Origin of the sequence: Tepidibacillus sp. LV47, assembly GCF_048381575.1 — a bacterium.
GTDB lineage: Bacteria > Bacillota > Bacilli > Tepidibacillales > Tepidibacillaceae > Tepidibacillus.
In genome coordinates this window covers 1-24,817 of record NZ_JBLWIF010000003.1, presented here as the reverse complement: position 1 = coordinate 24,817, position 24,817 = coordinate 1, and the positions used below count along the sequence as shown (strand labels likewise).

The 24,817-nt window shown below is 34.7% G+C and carries 22 protein-coding genes; 19 read left to right on the top strand and 3 right to left on the bottom strand.

The window, feature by feature from the left end:
• Positions 1 to 9 precede the first annotated feature (9 nt).
• Positions 10 to 1,299, top strand: coding sequence for an asparagine--tRNA ligase (gene asnS / locus ACMW72_RS04975; protein WP_418367747.1), 1,290 nt, complete (start codon positions 10 to 12; stop codon positions 1,297 to 1,299).
• Between the two features lie 72 nt (positions 1,300 to 1,371).
• Positions 1,372 to 2,097, top strand: a complete 726-nt coding sequence (locus ACMW72_RS04970) for a DnaD domain protein (protein WP_418367746.1) — start codon at positions 1,372 to 1,374, stop codon at positions 2,095 to 2,097.
• 14 nt (positions 2,098 to 2,111) lie between these two features.
• On the opposite strand, the gene ACMW72_RS04965 is transcribed toward ACMW72_RS04970, so the two are convergent.
• A complete protein-coding gene (locus tag ACMW72_RS04965; protein ID WP_418367745.1) occupies positions 2,112 to 2,564 on the bottom strand; it encodes an OsmC family protein in 453 nt (150 codons plus the stop codon).
• 243 nt (positions 2,565 to 2,807) lie between these two features.
• On the opposite strand from ACMW72_RS04965, the gene ACMW72_RS04960 reads away from it, so the two are divergent.
• The 3 genes from ACMW72_RS04960 (at position 2,808) to ACMW72_RS04950 (ending at position 6,248) form a co-directional block, all read left to right on the top strand.
• Positions 2,808 to 3,761: a TAXI family TRAP transporter solute-binding subunit gene (locus ACMW72_RS04960; protein ID WP_418367744.1), complete on the top strand. Its 954-nt coding sequence runs from the start codon at positions 2,808 to 2,810 to the stop codon at positions 3,759 to 3,761.
• 74 nt (positions 3,762 to 3,835) lie between these two features.
• On the top strand, positions 3,836 to 4,327 hold the full coding sequence (locus tag ACMW72_RS04955) for a DUF1850 domain-containing protein (RefSeq protein ID WP_418367743.1): 492 nt from the start codon (positions 3,836 to 3,838) through the stop codon (positions 4,325 to 4,327).
• A complete protein-coding gene (locus ACMW72_RS04950; RefSeq protein ID WP_418367742.1) occupies positions 4,311 to 6,248 on the top strand; it encodes a TRAP transporter permease in 1,938 nt (645 codons plus the stop codon). The genes ACMW72_RS04955 and ACMW72_RS04950 overlap by 17 nt, the downstream gene beginning before the upstream one ends.
• Positions 6,249 to 6,332: 84 nt before the next feature.
• Here the strand turns inward: ACMW72_RS04950 and ACMW72_RS04945 are convergent, their stop codons facing one another.
• Positions 6,333 to 6,782: an OsmC family protein gene (locus tag ACMW72_RS04945; RefSeq protein WP_418367741.1), complete on the bottom strand. Its 450-nt coding sequence runs from the start codon at positions 6,780 to 6,782 to the stop codon at positions 6,333 to 6,335.
• Positions 6,783 to 7,036: 254 nt separating this feature from the next.
• On the opposite strand from ACMW72_RS04945, the gene ACMW72_RS04940 reads away from it, so the two are divergent.
• The 5 genes from ACMW72_RS04940 (at position 7,037) to ACMW72_RS04920 (ending at position 13,425) form a co-directional block, all read left to right on the top strand.
• Positions 7,037 to 7,399 carry a hypothetical protein gene (locus ACMW72_RS04940; RefSeq protein WP_418367740.1) on the top strand — a complete coding sequence of 121 codons (363 nt, stop codon included), beginning with the start codon at positions 7,037 to 7,039 and terminating at the stop codon, positions 7,397 to 7,399.
• 126 nt (positions 7,400 to 7,525) lie between these two features.
• A complete protein-coding gene (locus ACMW72_RS04935; RefSeq protein ID WP_418367739.1) occupies positions 7,526 to 8,092 on the top strand; it encodes a non-canonical purine NTP pyrophosphatase in 567 nt (188 codons plus the stop codon).
• Between the two features lie 55 nt (positions 8,093 to 8,147).
• Complete coding sequence (locus ACMW72_RS04930) at positions 8,148 to 9,362, top strand: MFS transporter (RefSeq protein ID WP_418367738.1); 1,215 nt, start codon at positions 8,148 to 8,150, stop codon at positions 9,360 to 9,362.
• 38 nt (positions 9,363 to 9,400) lie between these two features.
• Entirely contained in the window at positions 9,401 to 10,660 is a 1,260-nt protein-coding gene (locus ACMW72_RS04925; RefSeq protein ID WP_418367737.1) for a metallophosphoesterase family protein, read from the top strand.
• Positions 10,661 to 10,674: 14 nt separating this feature from the next.
• A complete protein-coding gene (locus ACMW72_RS04920; RefSeq protein WP_418367736.1) occupies positions 10,675 to 13,425 on the top strand; it encodes an AAA family ATPase in 2,751 nt (916 codons plus the stop codon).
• Positions 13,426 to 13,441: 16 nt separating this feature from the next.
• Here ACMW72_RS04920 and ACMW72_RS04915 read toward each other — a convergent pair whose 3' ends face one another.
• Positions 13,442 to 13,564, bottom strand: coding sequence for a hypothetical protein (locus ACMW72_RS04915; protein ID WP_418367735.1), 123 nt, complete (start codon positions 13,562 to 13,564; stop codon positions 13,442 to 13,444).
• Between the two features lie 94 nt (positions 13,565 to 13,658).
• Between ACMW72_RS04915 and ACMW72_RS04910 the strand changes: the two genes are divergently transcribed.
• From ACMW72_RS04910 to ACMW72_RS04870, 9 genes are all read left to right on the top strand, one after another.
• Complete coding sequence (locus ACMW72_RS04910) at positions 13,659 to 14,876, top strand: MDR family MFS transporter (protein WP_418367734.1); 1,218 nt, start codon at positions 13,659 to 13,661, stop codon at positions 14,874 to 14,876.
• 1,006 nt (positions 14,877 to 15,882) lie between these two features.
• On the top strand, positions 15,883 to 16,335 hold the full coding sequence (locus tag ACMW72_RS04905) for an Lrp/AsnC family transcriptional regulator (RefSeq protein WP_418367733.1): 453 nt from the start codon (positions 15,883 to 15,885) through the stop codon (positions 16,333 to 16,335).
• A 309-nt stretch (positions 16,336 to 16,644) separates the two neighbouring features.
• Positions 16,645 to 17,493 (top strand): M55 family metallopeptidase, encoded by an 849-nt coding sequence (locus ACMW72_RS04900; protein WP_418367732.1) that lies wholly within the window; start codon positions 16,645 to 16,647, stop codon positions 17,491 to 17,493.
• A 31-nt stretch (positions 17,494 to 17,524) separates the two neighbouring features.
• Positions 17,525 to 19,147, top strand: coding sequence for a peptide ABC transporter substrate-binding protein (locus ACMW72_RS04895; protein WP_418367731.1), 1,623 nt, complete (start codon positions 17,525 to 17,527; stop codon positions 19,145 to 19,147).
• Between the two features lie 92 nt (positions 19,148 to 19,239).
• Positions 19,240 to 19,848 carry a pyroglutamyl-peptidase I gene (pcp, locus tag ACMW72_RS04890; protein ID WP_418367730.1) on the top strand — a complete coding sequence of 203 codons (609 nt, stop codon included), beginning with the start codon at positions 19,240 to 19,242 and terminating at the stop codon, positions 19,846 to 19,848.
• 54 nt (positions 19,849 to 19,902) lie between these two features.
• Positions 19,903 to 20,814 carry a fumarylacetoacetate hydrolase family protein gene (locus ACMW72_RS04885; RefSeq protein WP_418367729.1) on the top strand — a complete coding sequence of 304 codons (912 nt, stop codon included), beginning with the start codon at positions 19,903 to 19,905 and terminating at the stop codon, positions 20,812 to 20,814.
• 168 nt (positions 20,815 to 20,982) lie between these two features.
• The gene (locus ACMW72_RS04880; protein WP_418367728.1) at positions 20,983 to 22,152 is read left to right on the top strand and encodes a sugar diacid recognition domain-containing protein; all 1,170 of its coding nucleotides are present in this window, start codon (positions 20,983 to 20,985) and stop codon (positions 22,150 to 22,152) included.
• Positions 22,153 to 22,296: 144 nt separating this feature from the next.
• Positions 22,297 to 23,568 (top strand): GntP family permease, encoded by a 1,272-nt coding sequence (locus tag ACMW72_RS04875; RefSeq protein ID WP_418367727.1) that lies wholly within the window; start codon positions 22,297 to 22,299, stop codon positions 23,566 to 23,568.
• 25 nt (positions 23,569 to 23,593) lie between these two features.
• Positions 23,594 to 24,730, top strand: coding sequence for a glycerate kinase (locus ACMW72_RS04870; protein ID WP_418367726.1), 1,137 nt, complete (start codon positions 23,594 to 23,596; stop codon positions 24,728 to 24,730).
• Positions 24,731 to 24,817: the final 87 nt, after the last annotated feature.

Sequence of the window (24,817 nt, the reverse complement as noted above, 5' to 3'; positions counted from 1 at the left end):
GAATCAACTTTGCTTGTTACCATTCGAAATATTGCACAATTCGTAGACCAAGAAGTAAAGCTAGGAGTATGGCTATATAATAAGCGTTCAAGTGGAAAGATTCATTTCCTTCAATTGCGTGATGGTACCGGTTTTATTCAAGGAGTTGTCGTAAAAAATGAAGTTCCTGAACAAGTTTGGAATAATAGCAAGGCATTAACTCAAGAAAGTTCTTTTTATGTAAAAGGTATTGTTAGAGAAGATCAACGTTCAAAAATTGGCTATGAATTGGCAGTTACAGATATAGAAATCATTCAGATTGCTGAAGAATATCCTATTACCAAAAAAGAGCATGGGACTGACTTTTTAATGGATCACAGGCACCTTTGGATGAGAACTCCAAGACAAAGTGCCATCTTACGTATTCGTAGTGAAATTATCCGTGCCATTCAGGAATTTTTTAATGATAAAGGTTTTACGTTAGTCGATGCACCGATTTTAACACCTACATCAGCAGAAGGGACCACCAATCTTTTTCACACGAAATATTTTGATGAAGATGCATATTTATCTCAGAGTGGCCAATTATATATGGAAGCGGCAGCGATGGCATTAGGACGCGTTTATTCCTTTGGACCAACTTTCCGCGCCGAAAAGTCAAAAACAAGGCGCCATTTAATAGAGTTTTGGATGATTGAACCAGAAATGGCTTTTGTTGAACATGAAGAAAGTTTACAAATTCAAGAGGAATTTGTTACTCACATTGTTCAATCTGTCATTAAAAATTGTCGATCCGAATTAGAGATACTTGGGCGTGACATCTCTAAGCTGGAGAACGTTCAGCCGCCATTTCCCCGAATTACATATGATGATGCAATAAAACTTTTGCAAGGAAAAGGCCACGAAATTCAATGGGGTGATGATTTCGGGGCACCTCATGAAACAGCAATTGCTGAAAGTTTTGATCGGCCAGTTTTTATTACTCATTATCCTACAGAATTAAAAGCATTTTACATGAAACCTGATCCTAATCGACCTGAAGTTGTTTTATGTGCAGATTTAATCGCTCCTGAAGGGTATGGTGAGATTATTGGTGGTAGCCAAAGGATTGATGATCCAGTTTTATTAGAACAACGTTTCAAAGACCACCATTTATCAGAAGAAGCTTACAAATGGTATCTCGATCTAAGAAAATATGGTACTGTACCTCATAGTGGTTTTGGTTTAGGTCTTGAACGAACTGTGGCTTGGATTTGTGGGTTGGACCATGTTCGGGAAACCATTCCATTTCCCCGTCTCTTAAATCGCCTCTATCCTTAAAATGTTTATATTTTCTTTACAATTAAAAAGAGCACCCATTTGGTGCTCTTTTTAATAAAATGAGGTGTAAATATGCAAAGTGAATCCCAATTTTTACTTGAATTATTTCAAGAAGGTTCGACTGCGATTTCCAACTTGTTATTATCCCATTACAAAGAGCTGGGGTTATCAGATCAAGAAATGATGTTAATTATCCACTTGCTTTATTTTCAAGAGAAGGGCAATCTTTTTCCTGCTGTCTCTGAACTAGAAAAACGAATGACACTAAATACGGAAGAGATTATGCGTCTTTTACAAAGATTAGTACGCCAAAACTATATTCGGATTGATGAAAAAAAGGATGAGATAACTGAAATCTTATCTGAAGCGTATAATTTAACTCCTCTTTACCAAAAGTTCATACATTGGCTGATTTATCAACATCAAAAACAACAAATGCAAACAAAACAACATGAAAAAGAAAAAGAGGTTATTAATATTTTTCAAATCTTTGAACAGGAATTTGGTCGACCATTATCCCCTATGGAAATAGAAATGATCAATACATGGATCGATCAAGATCATTATTCTACAGAACTTATTCATTACGCATTAAAAGAAGCTGTTTTCTCAAACAAACTTAGTTTTCGTTATATCGATAGAATCCTTTTTGAATGGCAGAGAAAGAATCTAAAAACCATTGATCAGATTAAACTACATATCAAAAACTTCCGCGAAAAACAGACAAACTATAAATACAATAAGGAGAAGAAAGACTATCCTGAATTTGAATTTTACAATTGGCTAGAGGAAGATTAAATAGGTCTCTTTCTTTATGATGATTTGTTGTTCACGATATTAACGTCACCAATTACTTCTACGCCTTTTAGAGTATCAGATACAGGGCATCTTTCTTCTACCATTTTCATCAGTTTTTTAATTTTTTCCTCAGGAGAATTGGAAACGATTTCTACTTGGTAACGGATTTGCATAAAACCCTTTCTCACATCTTTATTTAACCCTAAAAAACCATCGGGATCTAGATCCCCAGTTACATGTACCTTACAATCCTCAATCTCAACATGAGCAGCTTTGCTAAAAGCAGCAATGGTAATTGTTAAACATCCGCCTAATGCCGATAAGAGAAGTTCAACGGGGTTCATCGCTTTGTTTGTTCCACCAAGTTGTTCAGGTTCATCCATTTGAACAGTAAAACCCCTTGCATTTGCTTCAACAAATAATCCTTCTTTTAATGAAACAGTTGCTTTGAATTCTTGAATTGCCATTTATTTCGCCTCCAATTACATCTCAGTTTTTACTATCAAGTCAAATTATATGCTTGAGTTTATATTATACAGAGATTGAAGTATATTTATTCAAAAGTTATTCAATAAATTAAGAATTTTCTATGACAAATTTACCAAAAAAAATGTATTAGCAATAATAATTATAAAAAAATATACAATAACTAGAATTTAGTGTATAATAATTTTGGAAAAGTTCAAAACAATTAAAAGAGGGGGAAAATGATGAAGAAGAGTTATGTTTTACTAGCGATCGTACTTTTGTTATCCCTAAGCTTGGTTGGATGTGGGGGTGGAAAAGCCAGTCAATTAATCATTGCAACTGGAGGCACTGGTGGAACATATTATCCTCTTGGTGGAGGAATTGCCCAAATTATTAAAGATAATACAAAAATGGATGCAACTGCTCAAGTTACAGGAGCATCTGTTGAAAATATGCGTTTACTAAGTAAAGGCGATGTAGATTTAGCTTTTACTCAATCCGATATTGCTGATTATGCAAGTAAGGGTACAGAAATGTTTAAAGATACTCCGGTAAAAAATTTAAAAGCTATTTCTTCCTTATATAATGAAACCGTTCAAATTGTAACAACTGTAAATAGTGGGATTAATTCTGTTGCCGATCTTAAAGGGAAACGTGTTTCGGTTGGAGCTGCTGGTAGTGGAGTAGAGGCAAACGCAAAACAAATCCTTGAAGTCTATGGATTAAAGTTTGAAGATTTAAAAGCAGAGCATTTATCATTCGGTGATTCTTCTCAAAGAATTCAAGACGGACAACTGGATGCAGCTTTTATTACTGCTGGTGCACCTACAGCAGCTGTCAACGAATTATCTGCAACTACTAAATTTAAAATTCTTTCTCTAGATCAGGATAAAATTAAAGAATTAATAACGAAATACCCATACTATGTTGAAGATGTAATTCCGGCAAAAACATATGCTGGTCAAGATCAAGATGTAAAAACTGTTGCCGTAAAATCCATTCTTGTTGCTAGAGGAGATTTATCAGAAGATCAAGTCTATGATATTACAAAGTCCCTTTTTGAGCACCTAGACAAACTAGTCGCGATAAATAAAAAAGCCGAGTCGATAAAATTAGAAACAGCATTAGATGGGATAAATTTAGAAATTCACCCAGGTGCTGCGAAATACTATAAAGAAAAGGGAATTTTAAAGTGATGTTTAAATATAAACAACCGAGGCGGCTTTTTTCCCCTCGGTTTTTTTTAAGGGCTACATGGAAATCCTCGATTGTGATAATTCTCATCATGCTGTTACTTTATAATCTTCCTTTAGTACCCATGTTAACACTTATTGAAGGAGATTCGGGGAAAATATTACTCCGTATCCCCATTAATGGAAATGATCGCTTTTCTATTGAATATATCCATTCCATTCATAAAACACCCGTTATTGACACTTTTTATATTGATTCCAATCAAAATATTATAGTAGATCAAACCACTTTTGATACTTATGGTGTTGGCATGCCATCAGACGTAGAAAAAGGTGAAACATTTACCATTAAAAATGGGAAATTCGTATTGAATCATCTCAATCGAGTTCTTCCATATTTTGATCTGAGGGTTGGACAAGTGATTGCAAACCATCAATTCATTGTACACCAGAGAAAAATACCATTAGCAAAGTTAACGAGACCTGGAAATTGGGTTCGATTTAAAGTGCAAAAATTAAGCTTATTGCAACTGATGAAGGGAGGTAGTCTAGATGAGTCAAGATATTAAACATTTAACTGAAGAAGAGATGCATCAATTATTAAGTAAATACGATAGAGAGTCAAATTTTTATAAATATACAGGAGTTATGAAATGGTTGATAACCATTTTAGCAGTTGGCTTTTCACTTTTTCAGTTATACGCTGCACTTTTTGGTAATATTCCACTTCAATTATTAGTTCCTGTACATTTAGGTTTCGGTTTAACATTGATCTATATTTTGTTTCCTACAAAAAAATATGTTAAAAAAAGCAATCTGTTTACAATATTTCTTGATTTTTTATTACCAATATTAAGTGCAGGGGTTGGTTTTTATTGGGTTTTTGAGTATAAAGATTTAATTATAAGAGCTGGGAATTATAACCAATTGGATTTTGTTATGGGGTTGATCGCTATACTTCTAGTAGTAGAAGCTTCAAGAAGAGTAGTTGGAATTCCAATTACAGTGATTGCTCTATTTTTCTTGATTTATGCTAAATTTGGCAATTATTTTCCATCGTTCTTAAGTTTTCGGGGGCTATCTTATGAACGTATCGTGTCACATATGTATTATACTTTAGATGGTATTCTTGGAACTCCTTTACAAGTGTCGGCAAAGTTTATCTTCTTATTTTTGTTGTTCGGAGCATTTTTAGAAAAAACAGGAGTAGGTCAGTATTTCAATGATCTAGCATTATTGATTGCTGGAAAACGTGTAGGTGGTCCTGCAAAAGTGGCTGTATTTTCAAGTGCATTACAGGGGACTATTAGTGGGAGTTCAGTTGCTAATGTAGTTACTTCTGGATCATTTACCATTCCAATGATGAGAAAATTGGGTTATCGTAAAGAGTTTGCTGGAGCAGTAGAAGCAGCAGCTTCTACTGGTGGACAAATTATGCCACCTATTATGGGAGCTGCAGCCTTTTTGATGGCTGAATTTATTGGGATGTCTTATTGGGATATTGCAAAAGCGGCAGCAGTACCTGCAATTCTATATTTCACAGGGATCTGGATTATGGTTCATTTTGAAGCAAAAAGAACGGGGCTACGGGGCTTAACTGATGAAGAGTTGCCTGATAAAAAAGAAATTTTAAAGAAAATATATTTATTAATTCCTTTATTCGTTATTATTGGACTTCTCATGAGTGGAAAGTCTGCAACCTTTTCTGCAATTAGTGGGATATTGAGTACAATCATTGTTGGAATCATCGGTATGTTACTAGGACATAATGAAATGAAATTAAAAGATATATTTTTTGCTTTGGAAGATGGAGCAAAAGCATCATTAGGAGTTATTGCGGCTACTGCCGCTGCAGGGATTATAGTAGGTACTGTTACACTAACAGGATTAGGGTTAAAATTCGCCAATGGATTAATTGAATTTTCGGGTGGATTACTTATTCCAACTCTCTTTTTAACGATGATTTCATCAATTATCTTAGGAATGGGTTCTCCAACAACAGCGAATTATATTATCACTTCAACAATCGCTGCACCAGCGATTATACAATTAGGAGTTCCAGCACTTGCAGCTCATATGTTCACATTCTATTTTGGAATTGTGGCTGATATCACCCCACCAGTTGCACTTGCAGCTTTTGCGGCATCAGGAATAGCTGGAGGTAAACCAATTCGAACGGGTGCAGAAGCAACAAGATTAGCGATTGCAGCATTTATTATTCCATATATTTTTGTGTTATCTCCTCAATTACTACTAGTTAATACAACGATATTAAAAACATTGTGGATTGTCACTACAGCATTCGTTGGTATGTTGGGAATAAGTGCAGGATTAATGGGATACTGGTTCAGACCAATGTATTGGATTGAAAGAGTATTAGCAATACCTGCAGGGCTTATGCTCATCGTTCCAGGATTATGGACCGATTCGGTTGGATTAGGTATCTTAGTGTTACTATTTATCATTCAATTCACAACGAGAAAAAAATGAAAAAAATTGCAAATGCTGAAGTCAAATAAATAAGTGAAATTAAAAAGGACATCCTAATAGATGTCCTCATTTTCTTTTATTTAATTATACAGATACAGTTTCGAATTCTACAGAATTATTGATGGTTACGCCAACTCGTAAGGTATCACTAACTGGGCACTTTGATTCAGCCATTTTAATTAAGCGCTCAATACGGTTTTGTGGTGCATCAGAGACAATGTGTACATGTACACGAATATTTTGATAACCACTTCTAGCATCTGACTTACCCATCGCAGCCATTGGGTCGAGCTCCCCTTCAACCTCAACACGTAAATCTTTAATATCTACATGGAATGCTTTAGAGAAAAGGCTAATCGTAATCGATAAACAACTACCTAATGCAGAAAGTAATAATTCTACTGGAGTCATCCCTTGATTAGAACCGCCGATTTGTTCTGGCTCATCAACAGTTACTTTGAAACCACGAGCTTCAGCCTCTACACGTGTGCCCTCAATTAAACGAACGGAAGAACGAAAAACTTGATTTGGCATAAAATACCCTCCCATAAATGATAATCTTTTTTAAATTAGAATAATTTGTGAACATTTCTACAAATAGTATACAAGAGGTTTTTTTAAAAAGATAGACTTTGAAGAGTATGTTTAAAAATTTGTCATAATTATTACTTAAGATTGTAACAAAAAATACACATTTTAAACTTTATTAAACCCATCTTATATACGGATTGTTCAATTTCGATTACAATAATAATGTTTTTAGCTTTACCTTATAGGAGGTTTCTTATATGTCAGTGATTGAAAAAAAAGTTCAGTTTGTATATAATGATCGCTTAGGAATTCACATACCTGATTTTCAAGTTGATTGGGAAGATTTATCTTTAGATGAACAAGTAGCTGTCATTGATCGATGGGAAAGGGAAAGAGCCAAAATTCCAGACCGTATTAAGGAATTAGAAGAAGAAATTTTAAGAAAACAAGATATTATGTTTCAGATCCCGTTTGAAGAATATGTAGAAGTCCATAAAGAAATTATCGATCTATCTAGTGCAATTAATGACTTGAATATTTGGTTTCGAACTCATGGACAAATCACCGAAGGAAAGGATAAAGGTAAAGAGAACTATTATAAAAAAAAGAAGCATATATAACCTAAACAACCCGTATAATTGGTGGGTTGTTTTTTTATAAGTTGAATATATATCAAAGAGAATAAAAATGTGGTAGTCTATTATTTATGAATGATAATCAGTAAACTTCGAGAGGAGTCATTCGGAATGAAACTTATTTTTGTCACAACAAATCCTGAAAAATTAACAGAAGCTCGCTTAGCATTGGCTCCATTTGGACATCAAGTAGAAGGTAAAAGTTTCTCTTTTATCGAGCCAACTGAAGGTACATTAGAAGAGATTGCAAGATATAAGTTAGAACAAATAAAGGAGAATGACGAAATACCAATTTTTGTAGACGATTCTGGAATTTTCTTTGAATCTTATCCTCAATTCCCAGGTATTTTGACCAAAAGAATTTTTCAGTTAATTGGTTATAAGGGGATCGACAAATTATTATCAGGTGAGAGTCGAAAAGCATATTTTCATGGTGTCATTGCTGTGAAGTGGAAAGGAAAAATCGATGTTTTTCACGGAATTACATCCGGCAGGATTATCTCTGAAATACCCTATAACTTACCAAACGATTTACGCTTTCCTTTTGATCCAATTTTTATTCCTGACGGTGATACACAAGTATTAGGAAATATGCCTTTAGAACGACGAGTTTATTATTCTTACCGAAGAAAAGCCTTAGAAAAAATGGGACATTGGCTTTATAGTAATCAAAAGTAAAAATACATGATATGAAAGGCATGGGAATTAGGAAATGCAGTATCCATTGGAGATCGTGAGAAAGAATAAACGTTACAGTATTATCAATGGTGCTTACTCAATGATTATGAATACTTATTCCAGTTTTTTGGCGTTATATGCTATTCATATTTTACATGCGAATCACCAGCAGGTCGGTTTATTAAATTCCCTGCCTGCAGTCGTTAGTTTAGTAACAACGATCGTAGGAGGATATTGGTTTAGTCAACTAGAATTAAAAAAGAGATTCTGTGGTTTTTCGATTCTGTTTGCTCGCATTACTCTTTTATTATTTGCTTTAATTCCTTATATTCCGATCTATCAGGCGTGGATTTTGGTTATTTTAGTTGGTTTTATGAATATTCCAGCCAGTTTGGCCAATCTATCTTGGCAATCTTTGATGGGTGATTTAATTCCAGAGAAAGACCGAGGAAATTTTTTTAGCTACCGAAATCAAATCTTAACGATAGTAGGAATGATTGCAACAGCAATTGTAGGAGTTCTACTTAATTTATTTGATAAAAACAACCCTGTTCCATATCAGGTGTTATTTATTATTACATTTATCTTTGGGGTTTTAGAAGCTTATTATCTATTTAAGCACATCGAACTAAAAGAATTTAGTTCAAAAGGAACGGTAGAAAAGGACTCTCTTATTGAGCAAATGAAAAAAATAGGGCAAACCAAACCCTTTCTTTTTTTTCTATTCAGTTCGATTCTATTTAATTTTGGTTGGCAAATGGCTTGGCCACTTTTTAATATCTATCAGATCGAGTATGTTCATGCCAGTGCTTTTTGGTTAAGTTTGTTTACTGTTGCGAATCAACTCTCACAAATTCTTACTTATAAATGGTGGGGAAGAATGTCCGACCGTTTTGGTAATTCGATGATGCTTTTTGTAGCCAGCGCAGGAATGGCAACGGTTCCGTTTTTAACGGTATTATCCAAAAATCTTTATTATTTAGTCCTCACAAACTTTTGGAGCGGTGTTTATTTATCAGGTACAACTCTATTATTATTTAATCAATTATTAGCTGTTTCACCTGAAAAAGGTCGCTCTTCTTATATTACCCTTTATACGATTTTTATTGGTTTTGTTGGTTTTATTGCTCCACAGTTCGGGATTAGGATGTTGTCTATTTATGGGATGAACGGTACCATGAATCTTTCAGCATTGATTCGTTTATTAGGTGGAGTAGCTTTTATCTTAGTTGCTATCTACGTTGAACAGCAAATAGATATAAGTCGGTGAAAGATAGATTTATCATTCAATAAACAGAGGTGATACTTTTGACATCATTTCGTTTTATACATACAGCTGACTTGCATTTAGATAGCCCTTTTAAAGGATTAAGACATCTTCCAAAACAAATCGTATCTGAAATTTATGAATCTACTTTTCGCAGTTTTGACCGGATCGTGGAGTATTGTATTGAAAAAGAAGTAGACTTCTTATTGATAGCAGGAGATGTGTATGATCTAGAAGAGCAAAGTCTAAGAGCACAATTCTATTTTAAAAAAGCATTGGAAAAATTGGATCATTATGGAATCCATACCTTTATCATTCATGGGAATCATGATCCTATTGATCAGAAAAAAACAAAAATAAAATGGCCTGAAAAGGTTCATTTTTTTTCTGGAGAACGGGTGGAATGGTTTTCTTTTCAAAAAGACAATAAGGAAGTAGCTAGAATCTTAGGCAGAAGTTATCCAACCAAAGCATTTATGGAGAATATTGTAAAGGACTTTACGAAACAAAACGAAAAACTGTTTCATATTGGATTACTTCATACCAATGTTGATGGCCAAAAAAATCATGACCCTTATTGTCCTTCTCGTTTACAAGAATTAGTCTTAGGTGAGATGGATTATTGGGCACTTGGACACGTTCATAAACATCAAATTTTACATGATCACCATCCTTATGTGGTCTACCCAGGTAACCCGCAAGGAAGACATATTCAGGAAACAGGGGATAAGGGTTGTTATTATGTTGAGGTAAAGGATAATGAAGTTCAAACTATTGAATGGTTATCAACGGCGCAAATACGTTGGGAAACAATTGAACTAGATATTTCACAGATCACTACCATTGATGACCTGATTAACCTAGTAGAGATGAAGATTGAAGAAAAACGAAGGGAAATTCAACGTCCATTGATTTGCCGTGTGGTATTGAGAGGTCTAACCCTACTTCATTCGTTACTCTTAGAAGAGGAGCAGCGAAAGGAATTAGAAGAAGTCATCAATCTTAGTTTAATGGGACAACAACCTTGGGCATGGATCGAAATGATCCAAGTAAGGATACAACCACATATTACGAATGAATATTTACATGAACAAGGGACTTTTTTATCCGATTATCTTTTACAGGTTGAGCGTTTTTTTCAAGGAATAGATATTGAGTTCGTACAAAAAGAAATTTTGTCAGATTTATTTCGACATCGAGGAATAAAAAAACATTTTTCGTCATTAACGACTGAAGATTTTGAAGAAATAAGGAGACAAATCATCACATATGCCTATGAATATTTCGTTGAAAGAGAATGAAGGGAGGGGTCTCGTTGTGGATTGAATCCTTAGAGATTTATGGTTTTGGTAAATTGGCAGATAAAAAGATCACTTTAAAGCAAGGATTAAATCTTATTGAAGGCTTTAATGAAGCTGGGAAGAGTACGATTCGCGCATTTATCCAAGCCATTCTTTTTGGATTTGAAAATAGAAGAAACCTCCATTTACGGTACGAACCTTTAAATGGAGGAAAATTTGGTGGAGCGATTTCCATCGTTGATGAAAAAGGACAGCTCTATCGAATAGAAAGAGTTTATCATCAAAAAATTTCTGGGGATGTTCGGATTTATTTGCCTAATGGGAATTTTGTTGGCGAAGAGTATTTGCCGAATTTACTTCATCAGATCAATGAAAAAGTTTATCGTCAAATTTTTTCTTTTGGTTTAAATGAGATTCAACACCTTGATACCTTACAAGATCAGCAAATCAATAGTTTTTTGTATCATGCTGGTACAGGTTTAGCAAAACAAATTCTCAATATGAACCAAGAATTAACGAAGAAAGAACAAGAACTATTTAAAGTTGGCGGAAAAAAACCTATCATAAATTCTTTGCTCACAGAAATGGATGAACTCTTACAAAAAATCAATCACATAAAAAATAAAAACAGACAATATGAAGAGATCGTATTAAAAATTGAGCAATTGACTAGTAAAATTGATAAGGTTGATAAGAAAATTGTAGTTATCAAACAGGAACTAAATAGGTATGAAAAAGCAGCACATTACTTTCATACTTATCAAAACGTAAAAGAGATGGAATGGCAACTAAGTGAATATGCGGAAGAGCCAATTTTCCCTGAAAATGGAATTGAACGTCTCGAGATGACCGAATCCAAAATTAACGAATATGAGATTGAAAAAAAGCATCTAGAAACAAAGGTATTTGAAATGAAAGAAGAAGCAAAGGAACTTAAGGCTCAACTTTTAACAGAACAACAAATTAGACAGATTGAATACATGCGAGATCATTTACCTTACTATCAACAAAATAAGAAAAGATTGGTTCAAATACAAAAGGATTGGAAACTATTAAATGAAAAAATAGAAGAAAATCAAAAATTATTAGGCTCTTTTTATTCAGAAAAGACCATACGTTCATTTGAATTACCCATTGCTGAAAAACAAACACTGCAAACGATCCTCCAGCAATTAGATACAAAAGAAAAAGAACTTTTTACACTTGATCTTAAATTAAATGAATTGGAATCACGATTACATTCAAATCGCTTCAATCCCCAAGAAATTGAAGTTGACAAAAAAAGGAAACAACGATTTGCATTTATGAAAAATTCATCCTGGTTGAAATATTTAATTCCCACGATCGGTATATTAAGCAGTGTATTTTATCTCTACCATCAACAATGGGTAACAGCAGGGTGGTTTATCATTCTCTTTTTTTTAGTTGGTCGCTTATTATTCCATCATAATCAGTTAACCGATCAACAGATAAATCAAACTAGAAATGAAGAAATGCGTTTAGAAAAGGAAATTAGCAAACTTATGCAAACGAAAGAAAAAATAAAAGAAGAATACGAAAAGCAAATCGTCCTTTGGCAAAATTGGCTACAAAGTCAAGGACTTCAGCAAGATTTATCCTCGATTACTGTTTATGATACAATCTCGCTCATCCAAAAAATGAAAGATTTATACAAAGAACAAGATTTACTTAACGAACAAATCCATATATTGAAGCGGGAAATAAAAGATTACGAGGCATTAGTTGCAAAGATTGATGGGGATCGTATTAATCCTTATAAGACTGAGGAAATAGTATATGGATGGATTCAAAGGTATCATCAAGATCAAAGAAATCGTTCAAAACTTGATCAATTAAATCAGAGAATAAAAGAGATAAAAGAGGAAAGCAGACGATTGGAAGAAAGGATTTATCTATTACAAGAACAAATCAGGCAATTATTCCAACATGCTAAGGTAACGAATAAAGAAGATTTTTACTTTCGTTTTAAAGACTATACCACGTATCATCAGTTACGTTTACGATACAAACAATACTTATTTTCTATTCGAAATGGATGTTCTACTGAGGAAGAATATCAGCAATTGATTCAACAATTAGAACGGACGAAAGAAAATGAATTAATACAATTCATAAAACAACGAAAAGAACAATTGACAGAATTGCAAAGTAAGTTAAAGGAATATCTTGAAAAAAAAGGAGAATTACAGAATCAATTAAAGGAAATCGAAGAAGACAAAAGTTTAACCGTACTTCAACAAGAGTATTCTGTTCTAAAGTCTCGGTTGCATGAAAATGTGAAGAATTGGGTAAAAGTTGCGATTGCAAAATACCTTCTTCAACAAACAATGAAAACTTATGAAATGGAAAAACAACCGGAAGTAATTAAAAAAGCCTCAGCATACTTTCGGTTAATGACAGGAAAGCACTATAAAGGAGTGTTTGCTCCACTAGATGAAGCAATTATAAAAGTAGTACGAAGCGATGGCCAGATTTTTGAACCCCAATACTTAAGTCGAGGTACAATAGAACAATTGTTTATTGCCTTAAGATTTGCCTTAATTGATGAGTTTGCAAAAAAAGTCAATCTACCATTAATCTTTGATGATATCTTTGTCAATTTTGATCCGAAACGATTACAGAATACGCTAAACTCATTAACGGAGCTTTCTAAACGTCATCAGATTTTATTTTTTACCTGTCATCCTCATCTTGTTTCTCTAATGAAAGAAATGATAGGAAATATTTATATCATTCGATTATAATGTTGAATTCAATCATTTATTCTTTTGGTAAACAAATGGCAATTCGCCAAGTGAGATGTTTATAAAGATAATAATCAAGAGCAGCTGAACCGGATAAGAAACCAAGAAGGCGCCAATCGATTGTTTTTATGAATTCCATCCTCATCACCTCTACTATAAGTATATGTTCTGTAAAGGTCAGGACGGACCGGTAAAATTTGTCAATTTTGGTCAACTAGAAAAGAGGAGAATCAATGGAAAAAAAGTTTCTATATCCTTTATCTCTTTGGATTTTGGCCATAGGAATGACAATCAATGTAACAGGAAATTCATTCTTATGGCCACTAAATACGATTTATATTACAGGTGTATTAAATAAATCGATGTCAATTGCAGGTTTTGTTCTTATGCTCCAACAAGGATCTGGGATTTTAGGGAATCTAGCAGGTGGATGGTTATTTGATAGATGGGGTGGGAAAAAGACTATCATTATAGGGATAATCATGTCTGCTATCAATGTTTTATCATTAGCTTTCCTTCATCAATGGATTCTTTATGTTCTATTTATGCTTCTTCTTGGATTTAGCAACGGACTAGTTTTTCCCTCGATGTATGCGATGGCAGGAACGATTTGGCCAGAAGGTGGGCGCAAAGCATTTAATCTTATTTATGTGGCACAAAATTTAGGTGTAGCTATTGGCTCTACGCTAGGTGGTATTGTTGCACAGATTTCCTTCACTCTCATTTTTATTGTTAACTCGATAACATTTCTGTTATTTTTATTTTTAGTCATCTTCGGATTTCGCAATGAACAATGGCAACAAGCAGTAGTTGTCTCTGGAGTTGAGATATCTGATCAAGAAGAGGTTAAGGAGTCAAAAGAAGCTTCGAGAGCGTTTGTATCATTAATGATCTTGTCCATCGCCTTTGTGCTTGCTTGGATACCGTATGTACAATGGCAAACTAGTTTATCCAAATATATTTCAAATTTAGGAATTCCTTTATCAAAATATACTTTATTATGGACGATTAATGGGGTCTTAATTGTTCTTGGGCAACCATTTATTTCATTTGTCACAAAACGATTCTTGACGACCATTAAAAAACAATTGTTTGTTGGAATTATTATTTTTATCCTATCATTTGCAATTATGGTTCATAATACATTTTATATTGGATTTGTATTAGCAATGATTACAATGACTATTGCAGAAATGCTCGTTTGGCCTGCCGTTCCTGCTGCCGCTTATGAACTAGCTCCGGAAAATAAAGCTGGGTTTTATCAGGGGATAGTAAGTAGTGCTGGTGCAGGGGGAAGGATGTTGGGCTTTTTAATTGGAGGTTGGTTGTACGACCACACATCGATACCCAACTTGTTGTGGATCATGATAGGACTTTTTGTGATTTCGGGTTTGACTTTTTTGAATTACGATCGTGGAGTAATAAGGGAAGGAAAAAAGTCATATGCCTAATGTTTGGGCACATCTCCTATTTGGGGAAAGGGTAGCGCTACAATAAGGAATTTCAGCATGGTGTCCAAGGGCCCTTCTTATACTATTATCATTTTGGCCTTGGAGAGGAAAGATCGATCTGTTAGCTTTATTGTCACCATGTATTAGATCGGAACGCATACCCATATATCTCTGATTCAGATAAAGTAGATGTGGCTTGTATGTTCTAATGTTGCTCCTAACCTTTCGGCTTTCCGTAAATAAGGTCGGTAGGAAAGCTCGCTCTAAAGAATCAACTTATAGAACATATAAGTCAAGCTTATTAGGTTTGTATATTCCATAAGAAGCGACTTTTGGGAGTGTATTTCTATCTTATCCTTTTTAATCAAAAGAAATACACGGACAACGGAGCGCGTTGGAATATACAAACCTATTTTTATAATCAATGGTTTACTAGTTTAGCTTCAAACTGTCCTTTTTTAAATATCTATTTTGGATAAAAATCAAAATCCAATAATAAAGAAGGGACAAGTGAGAAGATCCCAAAAAGGCTTGAATCTGTGATTTGCTCGACCAATCCAAAAACATAACGACCTAATATGCCGAAAATTTGCTTGAAATTCCATAAAAACTGAAGAATTCAGCAGTTCGTTTCACACGAATCTTACTTCCAAAAATCGAACGACTGATGGCCTGACTTCCAGTAAAAATAATAGGTCAGTTGCAATTGCCCTTATTGAAGAAATATAACTTCAATAGGCAGAACCTGTGGTATTAGGTAAATTCAACATCAGTATTAAAGATTGGTAAAACAGCCGCCGCTTCTTTATTCATAAAATTTTATCGAATTAATCTTTTCAAAAAAATATTGCTTAAACAATTATTATAAATTATAATAACACTCAAATATTTGCGTTTTCCGATACCAAAAGAAGAAATGAATAGTGAATTTAGTAATCAAAAAATAGATATTATAACTATTCGGATAACTAAAATACTATTTTAATAACGAAATGGAGAATTTTTTATGGATAATGTACAAGTAATAGATGAGTTAGATAAGCAAATCATTAAACTTTTATCCAAAGATGGAAGAATGGCATTTACCGAGATTGCAAATCAATTAAATGTTACAGAAAAAACAGTGAGAGCTAGATATAAAAATTTAGTCGAAAATCAAATCCTTGAAGTAGTAGGGATTGTTAATCCGATCTCAATTGGAGTAAAAACAAGTGCAATTATTCAATTAGGTATTCAAGCTAACACCCTAGAAAATATAGTAAATCGTTTACGTAATTTTAAGGAAATTCGCTACATTTCCTTAACTTCTGGTGAATATCAATTGTTGATCCAAGTACATGTACATACTTATGAAGAATTGACAGAAATACTGAAGAAATTGAATCAAATCGAAGGGGTTACCCAGACCAATGTAATTGTTCAGTTTGAAGTGTTTAAGAATTCTTTTGAGTATTTATAAAAAATGTTTTTTACTTATTACTTTAACACTATAAAGCTTTCAATTATCAATCATATGAATTTTTAAATTATGTGAGTCTAATGGTATATCTTGAAGTTTATTTAATAGGGGAGTCTGCTCAATATGTGAAATTTGAAAATGCAAAAAAATTCGTTCCCATCAACACTTGTAAATAGACATTGGGCTACTACTAAAGAAGAAGCGGAAAGAATGGGGGTAAAAGTGGGTGACCATATTACTTAGGCGACAGAACTAGAATACCTTGGAACCAAGATACAAAAATTGAATTCTAGGAAAGGGAGTAGGAGAATGAAAATCTATATTTCAGTAGACATGGAAGGAATTTCGGGTGTAGCGACAAACATGCAATTGAAAAAAAATGATGAGTATAGTCGTTTTCGCAAATTGATGACCCAGGATGTCAATGCGGCGATTGAAGGAGCATTTCGAGGAGGAGCGACAGAAGTTGTTGTTTCTGATGGACATGGAAATATGTCAAACATTCTGATTGAGGAGTTAGATCCTAGGGCTCGTTTAATATCAGGAAATAATCGGGTCATGTGTCAAATGGAAGGAATTGATGATAGTTTTGATGGAGTGTTCTTTGTTGGCTATCATGGACGAGAAGGTGGATCAGAACGTTCAGTGATTAGTCATACCTTAGCTGGGATTGCAGTCAATGAGATGAAAATTAATGGTAAAGTGGTTGGGGAAAGTGAATTAAATGCAGGAGTAGCGGGCTTTTTTGGTGTACCAGTTTTACTAGTAACAGGAGATGATGTGGTTACTTCAGAGATTAAGTCCACGTTGCCATATGTGGAAACTGTAGTTGTTAAGCGTGGGATTGATCGCTTTGCTGCAGATTTACTACCTTTACAACAAGCACATGAATTAATCCGAACCAAAGCAGAACTTGCTGTAAAAAAAGCAAAGCAGATCGAACCATATCGTATAGAAGGACCAATTACTTTTGAAATTGAGTTTAAAGGAAGTAACCAAGCGTTAATGACAACGACGATTCCATCAGTAGAATTGATTGAACCTAAAAGGATTCGTTTTACCTGTGATGATTACATAACAGCTTATAAAATGATGTGGGGGTTAGTCATTATTGGGATGTCCGCAACAAATGGTGTTTTAGGACATGCCAATGCATAGATTAAACACATATACAAGGGGGAAAAAAGAAATGAAAAAAAGATTTTTAGCACTAATTGTTTTAGTATTATTGATGGTTCCTGTTTTATCAGCTTGTGGATCAACTCAAACGACGTCTAGTTCAGGAAAAAGCGAAATCAAACAAGAAATTACGTTAAATTTAATGAGTGAACCACCAACATTAGATCCAGCATTAGCAACAGATACGACTTCCGGTTGGGTTATCGAACATTTGTTTGAAGGACTATATACGACAAATAAAAATGGCGAAGTGGTTAAAGGTTTGGCCAAAGATGTGAAAGTTTCTGAAGATGGCAAAACATATACCTTTACAATTCGCGAAGACGCGAAATGGTCTGATGGTACTCCGGTAACCGCTCAAGATTTTGAGTATGCTTGGAAGCGTGTCTTAAATCCAGAAACAGCAAGTGAATTTGCTTTTTATTTGTATTATCTTAAAGGGGCAGAAGCTTACAATAAAGGAAAAGGTTCTGCTGATCAAGTCGGAGTAAAAGCAATAGACGATCATACTCTTGTCGTAGAATTAGAAGAACCAGTGGGCTATTTTGATAAATTATTAACATTCTGGGTGTATTTCCCTGTAAAAAAATCATTAGTTGAATCGAATAAGAACTGGGCTGCACAAGCAAATACACTAGTAAGTAATGGAGCTTACAAGCTAACCAGTTGGGAACATGATTCAAAAGTGGTCATTGAAAAGAATGATCAATACTATAACAAAGATGAAATCACAATGGAGAAAGTCACATGGGTTATGATTAACGAGGCAACTACCTATTATCAAATGTATAAAGGGGGACAAATTGATCTCATTGCTAGTATCCCATCTGATGCGGTTCCACAAGAAAAATCAAATCCAGAATTTAAGATAATTCCATACTTTGGTACTTATATGTATATGTTTAATGTAAAAAAAGAACCATTTAACAATCTAAAGGTTCGTCAAGCCTTTAATCTAGCAATTGACCGTGAAGCAATTACAAAGCAGGTCACACAATCAGGTGAAACTCCAGCATATGCTTTCGTACCAGAAGGAGTGAAAACTCCATCAGGTGAGGATTTCCGTAAACAAAAAGAAGCGTATTTCAAACAAGACATTGAAAAAGCAAAACAATTAATCAAAGAAGCAATGCAAGAAGAAGGATGGACGAAGTTCCCAGAAGTAACACTCATCTATAATACTTCTGAGAATCACAAGAAAGTCGCTGAAAGTATTCAAAATATGTTATCCAAAAATCTGGGTATCAATGTGAAACTTGAAAATCAAGAATGGAAAGCTTATTTGGCTAGAACCAACAGTTCAGATTTCCAAATGGCTCGGATGGGTTGGGTCGGTATCTTTTTAGATCCTGCTGTTATTCTTGACTATTTCTTAGGGGATAGTCCTAATAACAGAACCTTATGGGTGAATCCAAAATATGACGAGTTATTGCATAAAGGCAAAGTAGAAGCTGATCAAACGAAACGGATGGAATATTTACATCAAGCAGAAGATATTCTTATGCAAGATCTACCATTTATGCCAATTTACTTTTATTCTCAAAACTACCTAACTTCCAAAAAGTTTGAAGGTATTGTTTACCCATATAATCGCTATCCAAACGTTCGATGGGCGAAAAAAATAGCAGAATAATGGTTTTAGAAATGATAGATCTACTCTTCCTTGAGTAGGTCTTTCATCTTTTTATATGGAAAGAAACCTTAAAGTGGATGGAGGAGAGAAACATGAAAAAATTACTATTAACTGGCTTTGAGTCTTTTCTTGAATACCCAATCAATCCTACCGAAAAAATCGTAAAAGAGTTAAATGGGAAAACCGTCGGACAGTACCAAATATTTGGATATATTTTACCTGTTGATTACAAAAAAGCTGCTGACGAACTGTTTAACGTATTTGATCAAGTAAAACCAGACGTCGTTATCTCTTTAGGATTAGCAGCTGGAAGAAATCGGGTAACTCCTGAACGAGTTGCTATAAATTGTAACGATGGTCCAGCAGATAATCAAGGGAACGTTTTAAAAGATCAACCGATTGTTCACGATGGTCCAGCAGCATATTTTTCAACATTGCCTATTCGCAAAATGGTTCAAGCTTTACAAGAAGTAGGTTTACCAAGTGAAATATCAAATACGGCAGGTACCTATTTATGTAATCATGTGATGTACAGTATGTTGCATAAAATTGCAAAGGAAGGTTTATCCGTTCGCTCTGGATTTATTCATATCCCAGCTTCTCATGAATTAGCCATTAAAAATCGATCCTTACCAAGTTGGTCGCATACCCAATTGCTACAAGCAATTGAGACAATTATATGTGTGTTGGACGAAGAATAAACTCATGGTATAGTAAGAGAAGAACAAGTCTTTTTAAATGGGGGGATTGTAAAAATGAAATTTGTAACGTTTAAGCGACAAGGGGAAGAAAAAATAGGACTTCTAATTCATCACGATCAAGTGATTTTAGACTTAAAAACAGCTGAAATAGCAATGTCTGGACAAAATCTTATCCCTAATACCATGATCGAAGGTATCGAATTAGGGGAGGAATTCCTAGAAAGATGCAAAGAAATTTATGATTGGTCTAGCAAAAAAGACAATAGAGAATGGACCTATTCTCTTGAAAGTAATGAAATCCAATTACTTTCCCCAATTCCAAAACCAAGAAAAAATATTTTTTGCATAGGAAAAAACTATGTTGCTCATGCTTTAGAAATTGGTAAAGCTGAGGATATTCCAGAATATCCAATGGTATTTACAAAAGCACCAACGACGGTTACTGGACATTTAGCAAACGTATATAGTCACCACTCTATCACTCAGAAATTAGATTATGAAGGAGAATTAGCAGTCGTTATTGGAAAAAAAGGAATATCTATTCCTAAAGAAAAAGCGATGGACTATGTATTTGGTTATACGATTGTAAATGATATTACGGCTCGTGATATTCAACAGCGTCATAAACAGTACTTTTTAGGCAAGAGTCTTGATACAACTTGTCCAATAGGACCAAGCATCGTACATAAATCCTTAATTACGAATCCACATCATCTCCAAATTACAACGAAAGTGAATGGAGAAGTTCGACAAAATGGAAATACGAAGGACTTTATTTTTGACATTCCAACTTTAATTTCTGTATTGTCACAAGGAATGACGTTAGAACCAGGGGATATCATATCTACCGGAACACCTGCTGGCGTAGGCCATGGAATGAATCCGCCCAAATATTTAAAAGCAGGAGATGTGATCGAAGTTGAGATTGAAGGAATCGGTGTATTAAAAAATAGAATTGTAAATTAGGCTTCTTTATCGGGTTTGTATATTCTATAAGTGTTGGAATATACAAACCTATTTTAATTACATAATTAAATTATGGTTAACTTAAAAAATTCTAATCCTATGATTATTGTATAATATCTGTGAATCATTATATTTTAAAAAGCTTCAACTACTATGGAGAGATGCAGATTGAAATTGTTAACGCGAGAACTTGCTCAAAAGATTGTTGAAAGAACGATGGGAATTATTAACCGAAATATCAATGTTATGAATGAGAAAGGAATTATTATTGGTTCTGGAGATTCGAGTCGTATTAACCAAGTACATGATGGAGCAGTTGCGGTTATTGAAAGAGGAGACATCGTTGAGATTGATGATGAAGAGGCACAGTTTTTAAAAGGAGCAAAGCCTGGTGTCAATCTTCCGATTTATTTTAAAAATGAAATTGTTGGTGTTGTGGGGATTACTGGCAAGCCAGAGGAAGTGAGAGGATTTGGTTTACTCATTAAAATGGCAGCAGAAATGATTTTGGAACAAGCTTTCTTAATGGAGCAAATCCAATGGGATGAACGGTTAAAAGAAGAAATCTTGCATCAACTGATTACGGGGGAAATTACCTCCGACCCATGGTTTAAAGAAAGAGCGAAAACATTAGGGATTGATCTTGATGTTCCTAGAGTGGCTGTGATTCTTGAACTAAGATCCAATTCCTTAACTGAAGAAGCCTTAAGTAAAAAAAGAAAAAAAATCATATCCATTTTAAAAACATTAATAGAGCCCGATGATTTGCTAACTTTAACATATACTACAGAAATTATTCTTCTTAAAAAAATTCGCTTAAAAGATATGGACTGGGATAAGGATCAATTGTTCCATCAGTTAAATGCTTGGAAATTTCGCTTAAACCATTCCACAAATGTAAAAATGAAAATAGGAATTGGCACATATTATCAAGATTTTAAAGGATTATTCCAATCTTATGATGAGGCGAAAAAGACGTTGAAAGTAGGATTAACCCTTTATCCTGATCAAGACATCTACTGGTATCATGATATGGGCTTTCCTATTTTAATCCAACAAATTTCGGCATTGAACAATCACCCGTTGTTAGACCATTATAAAAAAATTGTGAGTAGGGATAAAAAAGGGGAATTACAACAAACTTTAAAGGCGTTTATTGAAGAAAATGGTGAGATTAATAAAACAGCCGAACGACTGTTCATACATCGAAATACATTACATTATCGCTTGGATAAAATAAAAGAAATTACTGGAAAAGACCCAAAAAAGCTAAATGAATTAATTGAATTATACACATCCATGCTTATATATATCTTGAGGAATAACATTGTGCAATAGTCCAAAAACTTTACCTCGGTTTTTGTTTTTTTTGTTTTTATGAATGATGCTTATTTCCAGGAAAACGCTTACTATGGAAGTATAAAATAATCTATCATGAATCTGAAAAAATTGTTTGTTCATACAAAAAAAGGAGGATATGAAATGGCTGCTCAAGTACAAGTTACAGCTTTAGGAGCTATTATTGCATTAGTGATTGCGATCATTCTTATTTTACGTAAAGTTCCACCAGCATATGGAATGATTGCTGGAGCTTTGGTGGGTGGAATTATTGGTGGAGCTAGTTTGGTTGATACCGTTTCATTGATGATGGATGGTGCCAAGGGTATTATTCCAGCTGTATTAAGAATTCTAGCAGCTGGTGTATTAGCAGGAGTTTTAATAGAATCGGGTGCAGCTTCAACGATTGCTGAAACGATTGTTAAAAAACTAGGGGAAACAAGGGCTTTACTCGCTTTAGCGATTGCCACAATGATTTTAACTGCAGTAGGGGTATTTATTGATGTAGCTGTTATTACCGTTTCACCAATTGCACTAGCGATTGCAAAGAGAGCAAATATCTCTAAACTAGCGATCTTATTAGCCATGATCGGTGGAGGTAAAGCAGGGAATATAATTTCTCCAAATCCAAATGCCATTGCAGCCTCAGATGCGTTTCACTTACCTTTAACTTCTCTTATGGCTGCAGGACTGATTCCAGCTATTGTCGGCGTAATTCTTACCTATTTTGTGGCAAAACGATTAATTCAAAGGGGATCACAAGTAGAAATTAGCGAAGTGCAAAATCATGCTGAAGGGAATTTACCAGGATTCCTAACTTCAATCACTGCCCCTATTATAACTATTTTGTTACTTGCATTACGCCCTCTATTTAAGATCAATATCGATCCCATGATTGCATTACCTGTTGGTGGACTTGTAGGGGCACTTGCAATGGGACGAATTAAAAAGATTAACGATTATGCCGTATCAGGTCTTGGGAAAATGTCTGGTGTTGCGATCATGCTATTAGGAACTGGTACATTAGCAGGTATCATTTCCAATTCTGGGTTAAAAGGCTTAATCATTGATGCTTTAAATGCATCAGGATTACCTGCGTACCTGCTTGCACCAATTGCTGGTATTTTAATGTCTGGTGCTACAGCATCCACCACTGCTGGTACTGCAGTTGCAAGCCAAGTCTTTGGTCCAACCATTTTACAATTGGGGATCTCGGCATTAGCAAGCGCTGCTATGATTCATGCGGGGGCTACTGTATTAGACCATTTACCACATGGTAGCTTCTTCCATGCGACAGGTGGTAGTGTCAATATGCAAATTAAAGAACGCCTTAAATTGATTCCTTATGAATCTTTAGTCGGTTTAACGATGACTATTGTTTCTACTTTAATCTTTGGTGTTTTTCGCTTCTTATAATGGCAGTAAGATGGGAGTGGTAGAGATGAAAATTGTCATTGCACCAGACTCTTTTAAAGAAAGTCTTACAGCGCTTCAGGTTGCCAATGCGATAGAGGAAGGATTTAAAGAGGTCCTGAAAGATGCAGAGTATATCAAAATTCCAATGGCAGATGGCGGAGAAGGAACGGTTCAATCATTGGTCGATGCAACGAATGGAAAAGTCATTAAAAAAGAAGTGATCGGTCCACTAGGAAAACCAGTTGAAGCTTTTTTCGGTATTCTCGGAAATGGGAAAACGGCTGTTATAGAAATGGCGGCGGCATCTGGGTTACATCTTGTTCCTCCTGAAGAACGAAATCCGCTTACTACAACGACATGGGGCACCGGAGAATTAATTTTGGCAGCTTTAGATTATGGAGTAGATCATATTATCATCGGAATTGGTGGTAGTGCAACCAATGATGGGGGAGCAGGAATGGCGCAGGCATTAGGTGCAAAGTTACTGAATCAAGAAGGAAAACAGATTGGTTATGGTGGAGGATCATTGTATCAAATAGCTACGATTGATATTACAGAAATGGACACTAGACTCCAGAATGTTAAGATTGAAGTAGCTTGTGATGTAAATAATCCTTTAGTTGGACCGACAGGAGCTTCTGCAATCTATGGACCACAAAAAGGGGCAACACCTGAAATGGTTCAATTTCTTGATCAAAACTTAAATCATTATGCAGACATCATCAAACGTGATTTAAATAAAAATGTAAAAGAGATACCAGGTGCTGGAGCAGCAGGTGGACTTGGAGCAGGTTTACTTGCTTTTCTTTCAGCAGAACTAAAACGAGGAGTTGATATTGTCATCTCGGCCACGAATCTGGAACAACACATGCAGGGTGCTTCCTTGGTCATTACTGGAGAAGGGAAGATCGATTCCCAAACCGTTAATGGAAAAACGCCAATCGGGGTTGCTAAAATAGCGAAAAAATATCATATTCCTGTGATTGCTATTGCTGGTAACATAGCAAGAGATAGTAAGATCGTTTACGAACATGGAATTGATGCCGTGTTTAGTATTGTACCACGGGTTACAAGTTTACAAGATGCGATGGAGAATGCAGAGGAATATGTTAGACAAACGGCAAGAAACATTGCTGCCGTTTGGAATCTTGTAAGAAATTAAAACGAAATATAAAAGTGGGGCTAAACAATAAGTGATATGCTCCCCTTAAGGTAGACAGATAAAAAATAAAAATTCTGTTTATCTTAG